The following is a 16,738-nucleotide window of genomic DNA, read 5'->3' as shown; positions in this document are numbered from 1 at the left end:
CAACCGAACCCCGAACCTTTCACGACCATGCCGAGTGTCGTGTGCAGGCGTGACGGTTCGATGCTCTTTCAGCACGCAGATCGCAACGAAACGACGGATGGGTGGATGATCAAGATGTCAGAAGGTTTGAACGGGTTCGACTATGTGGTGATTGGCGGTGGCTCTGCCGGGTGCTTGATGGCCAATCGCCTAAGTGCCGATCCAGCCAATAAGGTGCTTCTTCTGGAAGCCGGGAAGCCGGACACATATCCTTGGATACATATCCCCGTCGGCTATCTGCACTGCATCGGAAATCCGCGCGCCGACTGGATGTACAAGACCGAGCCTGACAAGGGCCTGAACGGGCGCAGTCTTCTTTATCCACGCGGCAAGACGCTGGGTGGCTGTTCGTCGATCAACGGCATGATCTATATGCGCGGGCAAGCGCGTGACTATGACAACTGGGCCGAGTTGACGGGTGAAGCAGCTTGGAACTGGGAAAACTCGCTTGCCGATTTCAAAGCGCATGAAGACCACTACAAGCTAGATGATGGTGCTGATCCGGCCACGGGTGACAACAGCAGGTTTTCAGACATGCACGGGCATGGCGGTGAGTGGCGCATCGAAAAGCAGCGTCTGCGGTGGGATGTTCTGGACAGCTTCGCGGATGCCGCCGAAGAAAACGGAATCCAGAAAACAGATGACTTCAATAGCGGCGACAACGCGGGCGTTGGTTATTTCGATGTGAACCAGCGATCCGGCTGGCGTTGGAACACGTCCAAGGCATTTTTGCGCCCTGCCAAGACGCGTAAGAACCTGACCATCTGGACGGAAGCGCAAGTCGAAAAGCTAACATTTGAAAAAGGGGCGGACGGTGCGCTGCGTTGTGTTGGTGCCAAGGTTCACCGTGAGGGCAAACCTGTCACTGTGACCGCTGCCAAAGAAGTTGTGCTGTCTGCCGGTGCCGTGAACTCTCCTCAGATCCTACAACTGTCGGGGATCGGCCCCGCGGATTTGCTGAAAGAGCATGGTATCGACGTGGTGATGGATCAGCCGTTTGTTGGCGAAAACCTGCAAGACCATCTGCAAATTCGCGCTGTGTTCAAAGTCAAAGGCACGCGCACAATGAATACGCTGGCCAACTCTATCGTTGGTAAGGCCAAGATCGGACTGGAATATCTGTTCAAACGGTCTGGACCGATGAGCATGTCCCCCAGCCAATTGGGCGCGTTTACCCGGTCTGACTCTGGCCGCAGCCATGCCAATCTAGAATACCATGTGCAACCGTTGAGCCTTGAGGCATTCGGCGAAGACTTGCACGACTTTCCTGCCATGACGGTCAGCGTGTGCAACCTGAACCCGACCAGCCGTGGACACGTTCGGATCACTTCATCCGATTTCCGTGATGCGCCCAAGATTGTGCCGAATTACTTGGACACCGAGGATGATCGGAAGGTCGCCGCAGACAGTCTGCGTCAGGTGCGCGAGATTATGGCTCAATCCGCGATGGCGCCCTATGAACCCGAAGAATACAAGCCCGGTATTCAGTATCAAACTGATGAGGATCTGGCCCGTCTTGCAGGTGATATTGCCAGCACGATCTTCCACCCCGTTGGCACGGTAAAAATGGGCCGTGATGATGACCCCACTGCCGTTCTCGACCCGCATTTGCGCATGAAGGGCGTCGCGGGCCTGCGCGTGGTGGATGCATCCGTCATGCCTGAAATCACCAGTGGCAACACCAACTCGCCCACGATCATGATCGCCGAAAAAGCCGCTGGTTGGATCTTGTCCGGCCAGTAACCCGATATCCCTCTGAAATCTTGACGTCTTATAGGAGGTCACATGCGTAAATCGTTTTCCAACTTGCCGCTTACCGGCGTGAAAGTCGTTGATTTTGGTTAATGTATTGCAGGCCCCGCCGTTGCGATGTTGCTTGGGGACTTGGGTGCCACGGTTGTTCACATTGATCCCCCGGCTGGTCCGATGTGGGACAGCCCTGCGAACGCCACGTTGAACCGCAACAAGGTGATCGTGAACCTTGATCTGAAGTCCAAAGTAGGGTTGGAGCAGGCGCGCGCTTTGTGCTGAGGCCGATATCATTGTCGAGAATTTCCGGCCCGGAAAGATAGCGAAGCTTGGCTTTGATTTCGCGGCAATGCGCGAAGAACGTCCCGAGCTGATTACGATTTCGGTGCCGGGGTTTGCGTCAAACGATGCAGAGCGTCGGGAATTGCGGGCCTATGAAAGCATCGTCGCGGCAAGTTCGGGTGTGTTCACTGATATGGGCTTGAACCGTGTGCTTATGGGGTTGAACCCATCGTTTTCGCCGTTGCCACTGGCGTCTGCATATGCGTCACAGATCTCTGCTTCGGCGACGGTTCTGGCGCTGCAGTCACGACAGGTGACCGGGCTGGGCGAAGGCGGGCAGGGGCTGGGTCCGAAACGCGTGTCGGGTACGGGGGCGGACAAGATCGTCAAACGCGTGCCACGCAATGCGCCCGCGCTTTGGAACCTTGGTGCCAAGTCCATCAGTGTCTTGATGCATGACGGACGGATCAACGCGGACCCAATCTATGGCAACGGGTTCAACACTCCGGCTGAAGAGTGGCTGCCTGATGGGCTGGCATCCGTGCTGTCCGCGCAGGCGTTATTCCCGATGACCTCCAGTGTCGAGATGGCCCGAAATGTTGGCGAGAACGAGGTTATCGGTGCAACCCGTGACCGCATCGATGCCGCATGGCCGATCATTGCCAAACGGGTCCGTACGATTCCGGCCTATGGCGACGGCTTCGTTGCGGCGTTTGACGATGTTGGGACCTCGGAAAACGTGACGATCACACATATTGCGGATGCGTTGGCACAGTTCATGGTGCAGGATTTCACATCTTTCGACAGTCCATTTGATGCCTATCTGGCCTGAGGGGCCCGAAGCTGCGATATCGGACAGAAAAAAGAACATAGATGGAACGTTGGTGTGGATTTCGCTCCAAATCGATAGCGAGAGTAAAGTCAGGGGAGCGCTCTGCGCTCCCCTGACTGACTTTTGGACAGAATGGTAAACCTGTCTTCAGAGGAACCAATCCGGATGCGCCGCCTCAAGGCTCGCGGTTGCGTGAAGCGTGATCTCATCCCCGGATCCGTACTGGAGGGTTACCTCGTCCTGACCAGCGACGACAGTCAGGTCATTGGGCAGTTGGGCGAAATCAACCAATAGTCCATCGATGATGAGTTTGTCCGAGCCGACCTCAAAATCTGTAATCTGATCGAGACCATCGCCCGTCACGAAGTGGAACGTGTCCGCATGAGAGCCACCGGTCAGAATATCGTTTCCTGTGCCCCCGGTGAGTTGATCTGCACCATGACCACCTCCATGCAAGGTATCATCACCTGCACCGCCGAAGAGCCGATCATGCTTTATACCGCCATCAAGTGAGTCATTGCCATCACCACCATAAAGCCAATCGTGGCCGTCATCTCCGTTTAACGTATCGTTGCCACCATCTCCGTAAAGGTAGTCATTGCCACCAGCACCATTGAGCGTGTCATTACCACCAGCGCCGTGGATGTCATCGGCACTGCCATATCCCGTGACGAAATCGTCACCAGCGGTCCCCGTATAAATCACCTGCGCGAATGCCAAAAGATCCGCTTCCGTGACTCCAGTCAAAGTGAGCACATCCCCAGCGCCATAGTGGAATTCGTACCCAGTTGCTGTCTCAACACCCGTTACACCAGTAGGTAGGTTGGTGAAATCTGCAACATCCACTCCATCAATAACCAATGTGTCGGTTCCGGCTTCAAAATCCGTGATCTCATCCAACCCATCGCCGGAACTGAAGTAAAATGTGTCTGCATGGGAGCCACCGGTCAGGATGTCATTACCGGTACCTCCGGTCAGGAAGTCCGCCCCGTGACTACCACCATTCAGTACGTCATCTCCTGCTTCACCATAGAGCCGGTCATTCCCCACACCACCATCGAGAGTGTCATTGCCATCGCCGCCATAAAGACGGTCATGACCATCATCTCCATTCAAAGTATCGTTTCCGCCATCTCCATACAGATAGTCATTGCCACCAGCTCCACTGAGAACATCATCTCCGTTGGCACCATGGATATCGTCGGAACTGCTAAGTCCATTTACAATGTCGACACCTGAAGTACCCGCGAAGATAACCTGAGCGTTGGCCAGCAGAATGGCCGCTGTAATCCCAGTCAGGGTCACAACATCTCCCGACCCGTAATGGAAATCAAACCCACTTGCCGTTTCGACACCAGTGATCCCGGCTGGGAGGTTGTTCGGATCCATTATCTCATGCCCATCGATGATGAGCGTATCCGTTCCTGCCTCGAAATCCGTGATTTCGTCTAGGCCGTCTCCGATGCTAAAGTAGAACGTATCCGCATGAGAGCCACCGGTCAGAATATCGTTTCCTGTACCTCCAGTGAGTAGATCTGCACCATGGCCACCACCATTCAGAATATCATCACCTGCGCCGCCATAGAGGCGGTCATGACCCGTGCCGCCATCAAGCAAGTCATTGCCGTCGCCGCCGTAGAGGCGGTCATGATCGGCATCTCCGTTTAATGTGTCGTTTCCACCATGTCCGTAGAGATAGTCATGCCCGTCGCGGCCTTCGATAATGTCATCTCCTGCGCCACCGTCCAAGGTTTCTGCGTCAGGCCCTCCGACCAGGTGAAGCGTATTCAGCAAGTCGGGATAGGCCGCGATCAACGCTGGGGATGTGATGATCGTAATCGTATCGTCTACGCCAAAGCTCAGCACCAGATTGCCATCGATGACTGAAACCGTAACTCCCGCTGGAGGGTTCGCGAGATCCACAATCTCTTCGTCGTCGATGAGTATCGCATCAACACCCGGCTCGAAGTCTGTGATGATACTTTGCCCGTCACCAGGGTAAAAATAGAACTCGTCCGAACCCGATCCACCAATCATGGTGAAGTTGCCAGGTCCCATCTCGAAATCATCATCACCTGCCCCACCGTCGATGATGGAAATACCGTCAGCTATTGATTCACCTTGCGCGTCGGTTTCGTCATAAGTGAGCCAATCATCGTCCGGCGTCCCATTGAAAATACCATTTGGTACGAAACGACCACCATCGCGGATCCGGATTGTGTCGCCGTTTCCATAATGCAGTAGCAAGTCATAGTAGTCGTAAGAGAAGGTAACCCCTGATGGAAGGTTGGTGAAATCGGTTATTTCGACTCCATCTATGACAATTCGGTCATTCAGAGTGTGATCTACGATCTCATCCTGGCCATCTCCGGTACTAAAATGGAAAGTAACGACATTACCGCCACCGCCGCCCGCCAGGCTGTCGATATTCCGGAGAATGTCGTTTCCTAAGCCGCCTGTGACATGACTAAACTCAGCGCTTGCTGTGATGATATCATCAAAATCCGATCCACGAACGCGTTCAATCCCGGTGTAGCTGTCATCCTTGGCGATGCCTGAGCTGCGACTGGTATCGCCAAGGTTAATTCGCAGACCAGACGTGGCACGGCTAAAGTCGATGGTGTCTTCGCCGCTTCCCCCATCGTATTTATCCTTACCGCCTCCGGCGAAGAAGGTGTCTTGCCCATCACCACCTGATATGATGTCGTCACCAGCCCCATCATAGATCAAATCGTCTCCGCCCAAACCACTAATGGTCTGGTCGAGATCATGGACCGAAACGCCGTTCCCGCCGGTATACGCCGTATCAATGAGATCATCCCCGTCAGTGCCGACGATCTCACTGACCGCCGCATAGCTCTGCCAGGCAGTCAGATCAACGCCGGTCAATGTCAGTGTATCACCACTTCCATATGTGACTACTACGTCTGCTCCCGACTGCGACAAAGCTATACCGTTTGCGGGTTGATTGGGGTCCAGAACCGCGCCATCGATTTCGATCTTGTCTTTCACAAGCTCGAAATCTGTCAGAATATCAGTGCCATCGCCGGTGTCGAACTGGATGACGTCACGCCCCGCGCCCGTCTTGATAGTATCATTCCCGGTGCCGCCCTTGAGTAGGTCATCGCCACCTCCTGCTTCGAGATTATCGTCGCCTGCATCTCCAAAAAGCTGGTCGCTTCCTGAGCCGGCTTCAATGTGGTCATTTCCGTCACCACCTCGGAGAGTATTGTTTCCAGAGAAGCTGCCATTGTCATAAAGCCGATCATCTCCTGCCCCTCCAATCAGAGTATCATCGCCACTATAACCTGCGAGATAATTGTCCTCTGAATCACCGATGATTATGTCTGCGCCTCTCGTTCCGAGGACGTTTTCGACCCCACTAATTTCTTCAGAAGCAAATATGGGATTGTTGAACTCCACAAATCCTAAGGACAGATCAACATATAGCCCTTCAGGGTACCTCTCAACTGAATTATCATCGAGGGATATAGCGTCGTCGTAGAAGGTTACAGTATCGACGCCTTGTCCACCGACGAAAACATCGCGCCCAGTTCCTCCACGTAAAAAGTCATCACCATCGCCACCAACGAGAACATCATTCCCGCTTCCTCCAGATAGGTCGTCATCGCCATCGCCCCCATCGAGAAGATCATCGCCAGTTCCCCCGCTCAATGAATCATTATCTCGCCCAGCGTAGATAGTATCGTTGCCGCCTTGGCCATTCAATCTGTCGTCACCATCGCCACCAAGAACAACATCGTCACCCAACCCAGCATAAATGAGATCATTTCCCCCTTCACCGATAAGAGCTTCGCCATCATCCGTTCCGTTGATAACATCATTACCATCTCCCCAAGAGACACGTTGCGCAGAAACGAATTTCCAAGCTTCGAAGGAAATGCCTTCCAGTACAACCGCATCGTCTCCGCCGAACATGATGTATGTATCGCCGTTGATTTCCTCGATGGATATCCCGGCAGGTGGATCGTTGGGGTCGACATAGACGCTATCGATGATCACAACCGATTTCGCGATATTGAAATTGGCCACACTGGTTTTCGCAGCAACATCTGCGTCCGACGTGGCAAGAACCAGATTGTTTTCAATATGCAGTGAGTTTGGATTGCTCGCTTTGCCATCGATCACGATTGTGGCAGTGGCCGATTTAGGGACACCTGACGAGTCTGTGGCCGTGTAGGTCAACGTCTCGGTAGCTGTTTCGCCTTCGTTGAGCCATGCATATGCACCCGCCTGATCAAGTGTGATGCTGCCATTTGGTAACAAGGTTATAGTTGCACCAGAATCCAAGCGAATGGTGTCACCCGAAGACATTGCTATACCATTCACCTCGAGAATGTTTATCGCATCCCCATTGAACTCAAGATCATTCGCCAGCAAACTGATGTCAGAGACTTGGCCTTCTTCTACCCGTTCGAAATCGTCAATGACGCCAAACTCCGTTTGCAGAGGCCCTGCCAGCTCGGCATAGGTCAGCGTGACATCGTCAAACTCGATAAACTCAACATCATCGTGAACAATGTAGCTCCTACCACTTTGGGAGATCTTCAGACCTTCATCCACAAGTTCAATCGTGGCCATTTGACTTCCGGCGCTAACCTTCGCTGTATCGATACCGACGCCACCGATCATCACATTGTGACCATTTCCACCGATCAACAGATCATTTCCTGCGCCGCCAATCAGCGTATCGTCGCCATCTTCACCATCAAGAACGTTATCATTTCCGTCGCCAATAACGGTATCGTTGCCTGAACCAGACCGAACGTTTTCGATGTCAATCAACGTTGTGACTTCATCGGTGAGGTTGCCAACATAGATCGTATCTGCGCTGGGAACATGGGAACTGACTACTGCAAACCCGGCTTCGAGGTCGACCAGGCTGTCCCCTGGCAGGCGGAGTTCTAGGGTGTCAGTGCCCTCACCACCGTCGAGTACATCGGAGCCATGGCTTACGAAAGCGTAGTCTATGAAGCCGTAGCCTTCCCCCGCACTTATGAGCGTATCATTACCTTTACCGCCCTTCAGGATGTCATCACCGCCACGACCATTAAGAACATCATTGCCATCACCGCCATCCAAAAGATCGTCACCAATAGCACCAACAAGAGCGTCGTTGCCACCTTCTCCGTACAGTTCATCCCCCATATTGGGAACCAAGTATCCATCTTCTAGACTTTCGCTGGTTGACTGAATGCTGTCGTTTCCATTTCCGCCGTGGATGACGTTGGCTTCCCGATCGCCGATCAAAAGGTCATCAAAATCTGAGCCAATCAGGTTCTCGATGGAAATTAGTTCATCCTCACTCGGTGCATAGAAAACGCCTGGCCCTGCAAGCCAAGCATTTACACCAGCAGTGGCGGTTTCATAGCTTGCCGTGTCATTTCCGCTACCGCCATCGAGAATGTCATTTCCAGCGCCGCCATCCAAAATATCATCGCCAGCCCCTGTGCGAATGGTGTCATCGCCACCGTATCCACTGACGTGATCCGAACCGATCGTACCATAGAGGTCATCATCGGCAGCAGCATCACCGTCTACTGTGTTTTCGATAACCGCGCGCTCTTCCGTCAAAGCACCTTCGGCATCAAAGGCGGTATCGCTCAACTCGGAATTTGTGAAGGTGTAGAAATTGGTGGTCGGATCAAGGATGGAACTTGACCAGTTGAACATGCCATCATCAAACTGGATCGCAAACGGCATATCGATCGATGCTTCGATGCTGAAGAGGCCGCTACCGTTCGAGCCCTTGGTTTGATACCCGATTACATTCTCGATGGTCAGGCTGCTGGTGCCGTTGACGATGATCTCAAAAGTACCAATGGTCTGATAGTGATCGACAATTTCGGCGTCGGGATCAAAGAACCAACCGGCGAAAAGAGGGTCGAAATCCCCAACTTCACTACCGATATAGGTTTCCTCGTAGCTATAGTTGACCGTTATGTCATCCTTGCTAATGCCTTCAAAGATCACAAGGTCGACGCCATAGCCTGAACCGGCGATCAGGTCGTGCCCAAAGTCAGGCGCGTTGCCACCATTGTCTTCGTTCAGGGTGATCGTAAGGCTATCATTCGCGCTCGCAATCGTCGAAACCCGATCAGTGACAAGATAGACATCGTCCCCGGCGCCACCATAGAACATATCCGTCCCGCCGGAGTGAACCAGAACATCTGCCCCGTCGCCCCCACGCAACTCGTCATTGCCGTCGCCGTCATAGGCCAAGCTTCTGCGCGCAAAGGTCTCGGCGCTTTCATCTTCGTGGATGCCGCTATCTGCGCCGCGGTCGAACAGCCAGTCTGCACCTTCACCGCCAAGGAGTACATCGTCACCCTCACCACCGTGAAGATCGTCATGGCCCTTTCCACCATCCAGAGTGTCAACGGTACCGTCTTCGTTGTCGCCTCCGCGCAATGTATTGCGCGTATCGCTGCCCGTGATGGTGTCGGCGAAGTCTGTGCCTGTAGCATTATCGAAATTGGCAAGCGTCAGTGTTGAGCCATGGGAAGAAACAACGCCCGCAGTGCCATCAACTCCTTCGAGAGTAACCGCAAATGCTTCGTCTAAAGACGAGCCATCCAACAAATGCCCCTTTTCGAGGGCGTTATCCGCCTCAAAGGTATAATTGCCGTCTATCTGCAGGTCATAAAACGCCTTGTCAAACTCAATGATGTTCGCCTGGTTGTTAAGCTTGATTGTCTCGAAATTTGTGAAAAGATCTTGCCACGCAGAAGGTTCAGAACTGTCTACAACACTGAAAACGGCTGCTTCATCACCGGTAGCCTCACGATGCACACTAATTCGGACTCCTGTCCCGAGGCCTTCATATGAAAGGGTGTCGTTATCTGCGCTCCCGTCTGCATTCTCGCCACCGTCAAGAACATCACTTCCCGTGGAACCAATAACGGTATCATTGCCCCCAAATCCACTCAGTATGTCATTGCCAGACCCGCCTTCAATTATTGCCGAATTCTGTGGGTTAGTTGTAAAGTAATCCGACCAACCACTTGGCAAGGCAGCAACCAAACTCGCGTCAAGTCCAGAAGTGTCCGTTAAATCAAAACCCGAAAATAGCTCTATGTATTCAGTGACTGGGGTGCCGTTACCATCTTTTGGATCAGAGTCACCACCTGTCGCCAGATACTCAAGCCTAGTAGGACCAGTTCCTACGAGATGAGAACCTGTAATAAGGCCGCTGACACTAAGCTCCACATCATTAAGAGTTTGGTCGCCCCAGAATTCCAAGTCTGTACGTCGTATGAGTTGCCATTGCCTCTGAGCCCATTCAGCAAATGCAAGATCTTGGAAAAACGCTGCATCGCTGCCAATGAAGTCATCAACGCTATCGACCCCAAGATCGATAGCTTTCTGAGACCAAACCCATGTTGTCGGATTAGTGCCACTCTCAGAAGTTATCCATCCAATATCCTGTAGCGCGATTTTTTCAAATTGGTAAGACCCCAGTCTAACTGAACTCTGGAAACTGTAATCATTGTTACTCTCCCTTAAACCGACGGCCTGCATGAAGCCTGATAGATTCTTAGATGCCAACCCATCAATGAATGCCTGAGTTTCAGCTAACGTCGCCATGCTATTTCTCCCAATAATTGGATTTTTTGAAATTATCTCGTCTTGAGTTCCAGCAGATCGAACAGATGATCATGAGCCTCGCCAACCAACAATTCTGGTGACGAATTTTCAAAACTCAGATCGACATGACCATCACTTGCAGTATGCAAAAAGATGCGCTCGTTGCTCACCGCAATCAGAGTGCCTGAATAACCATCCTTCGCAGTGGATTGTTCAAGGTCGTTAAAGATGATGTAGTTTGCACATCCTAGTGAGCCGCACCAATCGGCGTTTTTCACCCTCACGAACAGGTCCAAATGACCGTCCGAGTCAAAGTCGAACCATGCAAACTGGAAACCACCTCTGCTCCAGTCCCGCGCTGAAGGATGAATCCGTTGGTCTACATGTGAAAAGTCAGGGCAGTACCTAGAGAACTCAGCCAGGGCGGAAGAGCAGGTTTTGTCATCGCTCACCTCAGCTGACAAAACCAATTCCCAAGAGATTTGTTCTGAAGCAGAAGCGGGAAAAGCTGCAAGCAAAAAGAGCGTGGCGGATAAGGTTACGTTTTTGTTTAATTTCAATGTATTAACCTCCTTGAGTGACGACTACGCCAGCAATTGGCCGGGCCCGACATCTGCTTTTGCTGGTTGAAGCGTGGGGAGTGCCACCGTCGCGACGATTGCGAACAGACATGCTCTGATCCATTTCAGAGATTCATTCGCATGTAGTTCCGGGCCGTTATTAGATGAAGGAAACTTCAGAATGCACTTCAATTGATCGATCATCTTATCACTCAATACCTTCAATACTATGTAGATGCAGAAGGGGCATTTTCCACCTTTGGTTATCCAATATCTCAGAGTTGTCAATGCTTTTGACTGGGACTGTGGCGTGGTTCACCTGCTTCGTGCTGTATTGCGCAATAGGCGGCGTGCGAGCTGAAACGCTCCGGATGACTCAACCAACATACTCCTTGAGATACCGATAGACCGTCGCCTTTGAGAGACCATATTCGGCCATGAGGTCTTTGATCAGCACCCCACGCGCACGTTGGTTTCGTAGCTCCTTGACCTGCTCGCCCGATAGCGCTGGCGGCTTACCAAACCGGACACCGCGATCTTTGGCTTTCTTGATCCCGTCCATCTGCCGCTCGGCGCGGATCTCGGTCTCGAATTGCCCGATGGCGCCCAGCATGTTGAAGAGAAGGCGGCCGGTTGCATCGGACGTGTCTATGTTCTGATCGAGAACAACAAGATCAACGCCCTTCTCGCGCAAAGTCTCGGCAATCTGACAGAGATGCAGCGTGGACCGCGCCAGCCGATCAATGCGCGTGACGATCAACTGGTCGCCCTCTCGCACATAATTCAGGCATTCCTTCAGCTGAGGGCGCGCATCCGTGGTCCCGCTGCGCTTTTCCTCAAAGAGTTTGCCGCAGTCACTCAGCTTCTCCCGCTGCACGTCCAAAGATTGTCCGACGGAACTGACACGAGCATATCCGACTTTGGCCATGGGGTCTCACATTTGCTCAGGTGTTTTGCGACCACCATATTGAGACATTGAAAAAGACATGGCAAGCACATGGTCTCGATATGTTTAGTTTTAGAGACTAAGCCATCACGCCGCCTGCCTGCCAAAATCGATCCGCCTGTCCAGATCCACATCGAAGCGTCCATAGGGGTTAATGTGCGAATAGATCAATGGCGTGAGACCGCGGTAATCGCGCGCGGACAGGCGGTTCGCCCAGGTCGGCTCGGAGAGCACCGATTGCACCATACGTGTGTTCACATAGACCAGCGACGCCTGAAGCAGATGCAGCGCATGGGCTGAGATTTCCTGATCGGCAATCCGGTTGCTGGAAATCTCGCCGCCCTTGCCGAAGAACACAAAGCCATTGGCGCTGTTCCAGTTCTCCACCACATTCAGCCCCTCATGGATTTCCCGGCGGAACGCCTCTGATCGTAGATAGCGGCATAGGAAGATTGTTTTGATCGCGCGGCCGAGTTCCGCAAGCGCTTTATAAGTCGGGTGCATTACATCGGCGCGTGCAAAGCGGCGCAGAATGGCTTCTGGATCTGCCGTTCCGTGCTGCATGGCCGCGGCATACTTGACCATCTCATCATACTGGCGCTCGATCTCGCCCCAATTGATCGTGCCGGATAGGATGGGCAACAGGTTTGGAAGTTTCGCCCGCATGCCAGAACTCGGTATCGACAGCTTCTGTCTCGCGATCGCTTTCAGTCGTGGGGCAAGCTCAAAACCGAGAAGGTGACAGAACGCAAACCCAATGGCGCTTTGCCCATGACTGTCCACATATTGGCGCTGGATTTCCATATCGGTGCAGTGCCGGAGAACACCTTCGATCATGGATGCCACTTCAGAAGATGAACAGCGCTTCAGCTGCGAATAGATACAAGTTGCTTGCTGTGCGACGTGCCAGTAGATCATCACACCGCGCCCGCCATAGCGGGCATGCCATTCTGTCATCAGATTGCGGTCCCAAGCCCCGAACTTGGTAGAATCTGACGCACAGGCTGTCCCGGCCTCACCCCAGACAGACGGATTGCGCACTTTCAGCGTTGCATCGGACACCTTTGCGCTTGCCGCCCGAAGGGACGCCGGATCAATGTAGCGGCGCCGGATATGTTTCAACTCATCATAGCTGATACCAGGTGTACCAGCGGCCACGCGTTTCAAACCGGCATTGGTGCCCAGACCATAAAGACAGAGAAGAAGTCGTTGATCGCGGATATGCCGCGGCAGTGCTTCTCGGCTGGCTGACGTTTCAAACGCATCCAGAAAGCCGGTATCTAGAGCCGTTTCTTTCAATGCATCCAGCAGCCCCGTCATCGGCCACCGCCGATTGACCTCGGATTTGAGGCCGATCAGACCCTTGGGTTCAGGCGCAGGTTTGAAAGGTGTGATGCTGATCCGATTGTCACCTGACCACCGCAGCCGGACCTTGTCATTGTTGGGCAGCGTGGCATTCAGCTGAAGAAGCTCCTGCTCCACTTGCGTGCGAACGGATTGGGTAAACGCCTTAGCGTCCTGAGTGAGGTTCAGCCCGCTGTAATAGGCTGCGCGTTTCTCGGGAAAGTCCTTTGGTAAATCCTTATCCGGATTGCGATAACGATCGGCACCCTCGATCCAGATTTCCTTGGCCCGAATACGCTCCCGCAGCTGGCTCAGAATGCAGAGCTCATAGGATATGACATTCAGGCGATCTCGTTCATCCAACACAGTTGCGCGCCATTTGCGTGGGATTGATCCTTCTGGAGCCAGCGACGCTGGAGCAACGCGACGCCCTTCTTCGTTAAGGCGGACAATCAGAGCCAAAGCGTCCAGGATCGGCCGCCATGCAGTGTTGTTCGAGTGGAACTGCAAAACAGAGAGGAGTGACGGCAACATCGGGCGGTAGTGGCTCGAATATGACCCACGCATTACCGTCTGGATCTGAATATCCAATGTCCCTTTGGCCCGGTGCTCATCAATGATGGCCTTCAGTTTGGCTGCACCAGCAATGGGAAAAATGACATCCGACACTTTGCCATTCGGCGCCATCATTGCCGCCGTCGCAATATCCACCAGCAACCGTTCTTTGCCATGTACCTTGTTAATATCGGCAGCGATCTTGCCGATCACCTTACGTTTGGATCGTGTACCAATGCGATGCACAACCTCAATCAACAAATCCACCAGCCCGTCAATCAACTGGGAACGGCGCGACATCAGATAGATCGCCAGCAAGCCCAAGCGCTTCTCTTTGGAATGGCGACGCATCTCAGACGCCGTCTCGCCCTCAACGCGGCGCGCCAGGGTGTTGATCCAAGTGGGGTCAATGTCAGAGAGTAAATGATCTGGTAAGGTAAGTCCCTGAATAAAGGCGAGCCGGTCGGCCGCCGTGAGCACGTTTTCCAGTGTCGCATCGCCAATGTCAGCCTTCAGCTGTTGAAAGCCATGATCGCCAAGCGGGTCACAAAGGCTCGCTTCCAAAGCTGCGATGGCGTGGTGAGTAAGCTGGTCGAAGAGCCTTAAGTAGTATCGTTCAAGGAAGGTTCCTCGTGCTGAGCGGATGACGCGTGTGAGCGCCTTTTCGGCCGGGGCAATTATCTGTTTCTCCAGAAACCAAGTACTTCCGCGCTCAACCATGCTGGCAACAGATCCGCCTTCAGGCAGAATGTTGGTAGAAAGCCAAATATCAAAACCAGCAAGATCACGAGAGGTCGGCCGTGCAAAACCCAGATGTTGACCAACTCGCTCCCGATATCGGCGCGACTTTCGATCATCGAATGCGCTGGCGGGGACCTTCGCCGGTTGCTCGATCTGGGATGCCACATATTCAACGGCTTCCTTCGGCGCAGATGTCCAGGTTTCTATGAAACGACCCGTGTTTCTGAGATGGCAGAGTTGCAAGGCGGATTCGAGACGCAGCTGAGGTGATTGTTCCGCCAAAAACAGTAGATCTGCGAACGATAGGCTCCAAAGCTCTGAGGTGGATTTAGGCATGAGCATCTCCAAAACAATTCGACGTCCGGCACTCAAGCATCTTTCAGCCTACAAAAACATCACCGTTCACAAATGTTCCAAAAAATGTCCGGTTTCGCAGCTTCGGGCCCCTCAGGCCTATCTGGCAGGAGACGAAACCGCGCTGGCACCGCAGCAGCGCGAAGGGATGCAGCTGTTCTTCGGCGATGCCGGGTGTAGCGCCTGCCATGCTGGGCCGCTCTTTTCTGACCAGCAATTCCGTGCGCTTGGGCTGCCTGCATTCGGGCCGGGGCGGACGCGGAAGTTCGACCCCTATGCGCGCGATGTGGGCCGAATGGGTGAGACTGACGACCTGAAAGACGCCTATCGCTTTCGCACGCCGATGTTGCGCAACGTGGCGCTGACCGCGCCTTACGGACATAACGGTGCCTATCTGACGCTGGGCCGGATGATCCGGCACCACATGCAACCCGAAGCGGCGCGTAAAGGATGGGAGCCAGCAGATCTGACCCTTCCAGACGTCCCGTGGCTGGCCGACATAGATTTCGTCATCCAACAAGACCGGATCGAAATGGCACGTCAAGCGCAAGCGCTAGAAATTGCAATCGCGCCGCGCAGTGACTCGGATATTGCCGCCCTTGTCGCCTTTTTGGAAAGCCTGACGGGTGCGGCAGCCATGGCGCAAGCCAGCCGCGTGCCCGATACCGTGCCCAGCGGATTGGCGGTTGATCGGCCAAAGAACTAGACAGGTACTGCGCAAAAAAAGGCCGCGCTAAATGCGCGGCCATCCAGTGCGGGAGAATTTGTGCTTATCCGTTGATCCAGCCGTTCACGATTTCTTGGTTGTCGTCGATCCAGTCCTCGGCCACCTCTTGCGGGTCGCGCTTGTTTTCGAACATTTCAACGATCCAGCCGTTGATCTCGTCCCCGGTAAACTGGACGCGTGAAAGCATTGCAGCAACTGCCGGGTTGCGAGTTTCAAGAGACTTCGAGTAGGCGACATAGATGTCGTTCGATGCGATCAAACACTCGAAAGTCGAGGCTTCAAGCCAGTCCTCAGCGTCAAGATTGACGTCTTCGCAACCGTCGAATCGTTCGGGTTCTTCAAGTGCGGTAAGGTCGTATTTCACGTGGATCGCTTCGGGCGTCCAGTAGTAGAAAAGCTGCGGTTTGCTTGAGGCATAAGCAGCTTCCAGCCCGGCTTTGAATGTATCAGATGAGACGATGTTCGGCTCCCACAGAGCGTCCAGTCCGTAAGATTTGAACTTGATCTGCCAACGCTTGGTCGACGCCCAGGTGACATCTCCGGCCCAATATTCACCCTTGCCGTTCCCATCTGTGTCAAACATCGCGGCAACTTCTGGGTCATTCAAATCCTCAATCGAAGTAATGCCCTTTTCGGCCATATAGGTTGGCACATAGATGTTCGACGTCCCTTTGTAGGGCTGGTTTGTGGCAACTGTCTGTGAATCGTCGATATACTGGTCCCACATTGCCTGGTTGTTGGGCATCCAGAGATCGGTATGCACGTCGATCGATCCGTCGCCTTTGTCCATACCTGCGAAAATAATGGCGTGTTGGTTCATACCCGATACAATCTCGGCCTCACCCTCCATCGGACCATTGATAATTGCCATAAGCACATTGCCAATTGCACGCGCACCGTTCCAGCTCAGGTCGCTCAAGGTGATCTTTTCCTGAGCCATTGCGGCACTTCCGCTCATAACGGCTGCAGCGACAATTGTGGATCTTATGATAGTTTTCATG

7 protein-coding genes and 2 pseudogenes are annotated in these 16,738 nt (G+C 53.4%); 4 read left to right on the top strand and 5 right to left on the bottom strand.

Going from position 1 to position 16,738, the window contains the following annotated elements:
• Positions 1-114: 114 nt before the first annotated feature.
• The 3 genes and pseudogenes from ACXAH3_RS15325 to ACXAH3_RS15315 all read left to right on the top strand — a co-directional run.
• Positions 115-1,782 (top strand): GMC family oxidoreductase, encoded by a 1,668-nt coding sequence (locus ACXAH3_RS15325; protein WP_474863094.1) that lies wholly within the window; start codon positions 115-117, stop codon positions 1,780-1,782.
• Between the two features lie 126 nt (positions 1,783-1,908).
• A pseudogene (locus tag ACXAH3_RS15320) lies at positions 1,909-2,341 on the top strand (CoA transferase); the annotation flags it as partial.
• Between the two features lie 48 nt (positions 2,342-2,389).
• Positions 2,390-2,899 (top strand): annotated as a pseudogene (locus ACXAH3_RS15315) (cytochrome c peroxidase); the annotation flags it as partial.
• A gap of 150 nt (positions 2,900-3,049) precedes the next feature.
• Here ACXAH3_RS15315 and ACXAH3_RS15310 read toward each other — a convergent pair.
• The 4 genes from ACXAH3_RS15310 to ACXAH3_RS15295 all read right to left on the bottom strand — a co-directional run bounded on the left by ACXAH3_RS15310 (position 3,050) and on the right by ACXAH3_RS15295 (position 14,992).
• Entirely contained in the window at positions 3,050-10,510 is a 7,461-nt protein-coding gene (locus ACXAH3_RS15310) for a calcium-binding protein (RefSeq protein WP_474863006.1), read from the bottom strand.
• A 32-nt stretch (positions 10,511-10,542) separates the two neighbouring features.
• Positions 10,543-11,070 (bottom strand): hypothetical protein, encoded by a 528-nt coding sequence (locus tag ACXAH3_RS15305; protein WP_474863004.1) that lies wholly within the window; start codon positions 11,068-11,070, stop codon positions 10,543-10,545.
• 376 nt (positions 11,071-11,446) lie between these two features.
• The gene (locus ACXAH3_RS15300; RefSeq protein WP_474863002.1) at positions 11,447-11,998 is read right to left on the bottom strand and encodes a recombinase family protein; all 552 of its coding nucleotides are present in this window, start codon (positions 11,996-11,998) and stop codon (positions 11,447-11,449) included.
• A gap of 105 nt (positions 11,999-12,103) precedes the next feature.
• The gene (locus tag ACXAH3_RS15295; RefSeq protein ID WP_474863001.1) at positions 12,104-14,992 is read right to left on the bottom strand and encodes a Tn3 family transposase; all 2,889 of its coding nucleotides are present in this window, start codon (positions 14,990-14,992) and stop codon (positions 12,104-12,106) included.
• Between ACXAH3_RS15295 and ACXAH3_RS15290 the strand changes: the two genes are divergently transcribed.
• Positions 14,991-15,716: a cytochrome-c peroxidase gene (locus ACXAH3_RS15290; RefSeq protein WP_474862999.1), complete on the top strand. Its 726-nt coding sequence runs from the start codon at positions 14,991-14,993 to the stop codon at positions 15,714-15,716. The two genes, ACXAH3_RS15295 and ACXAH3_RS15290, sit on opposite strands and share 2 nt — an antisense overlap.
• A gap of 64 nt (positions 15,717-15,780) precedes the next feature.
• Here ACXAH3_RS15290 and ACXAH3_RS15285 read toward each other — a convergent pair whose 3' ends face one another.
• Entirely contained in the window at positions 15,781-16,737 is a 957-nt protein-coding gene (locus ACXAH3_RS15285; protein WP_474862997.1) for an ABC transporter substrate-binding protein, read from the bottom strand.
• Between the last annotated feature and the right edge of the window lies 1 nt (position 16,738).

Source organism: Aliiroseovarius sp. ABM4_368, assembly GCF_056161205.1.
The sequence above is the reverse complement of the archived record's forward strand: the minus strand, read 5'-3'. Positions and strand labels throughout refer to the sequence as shown.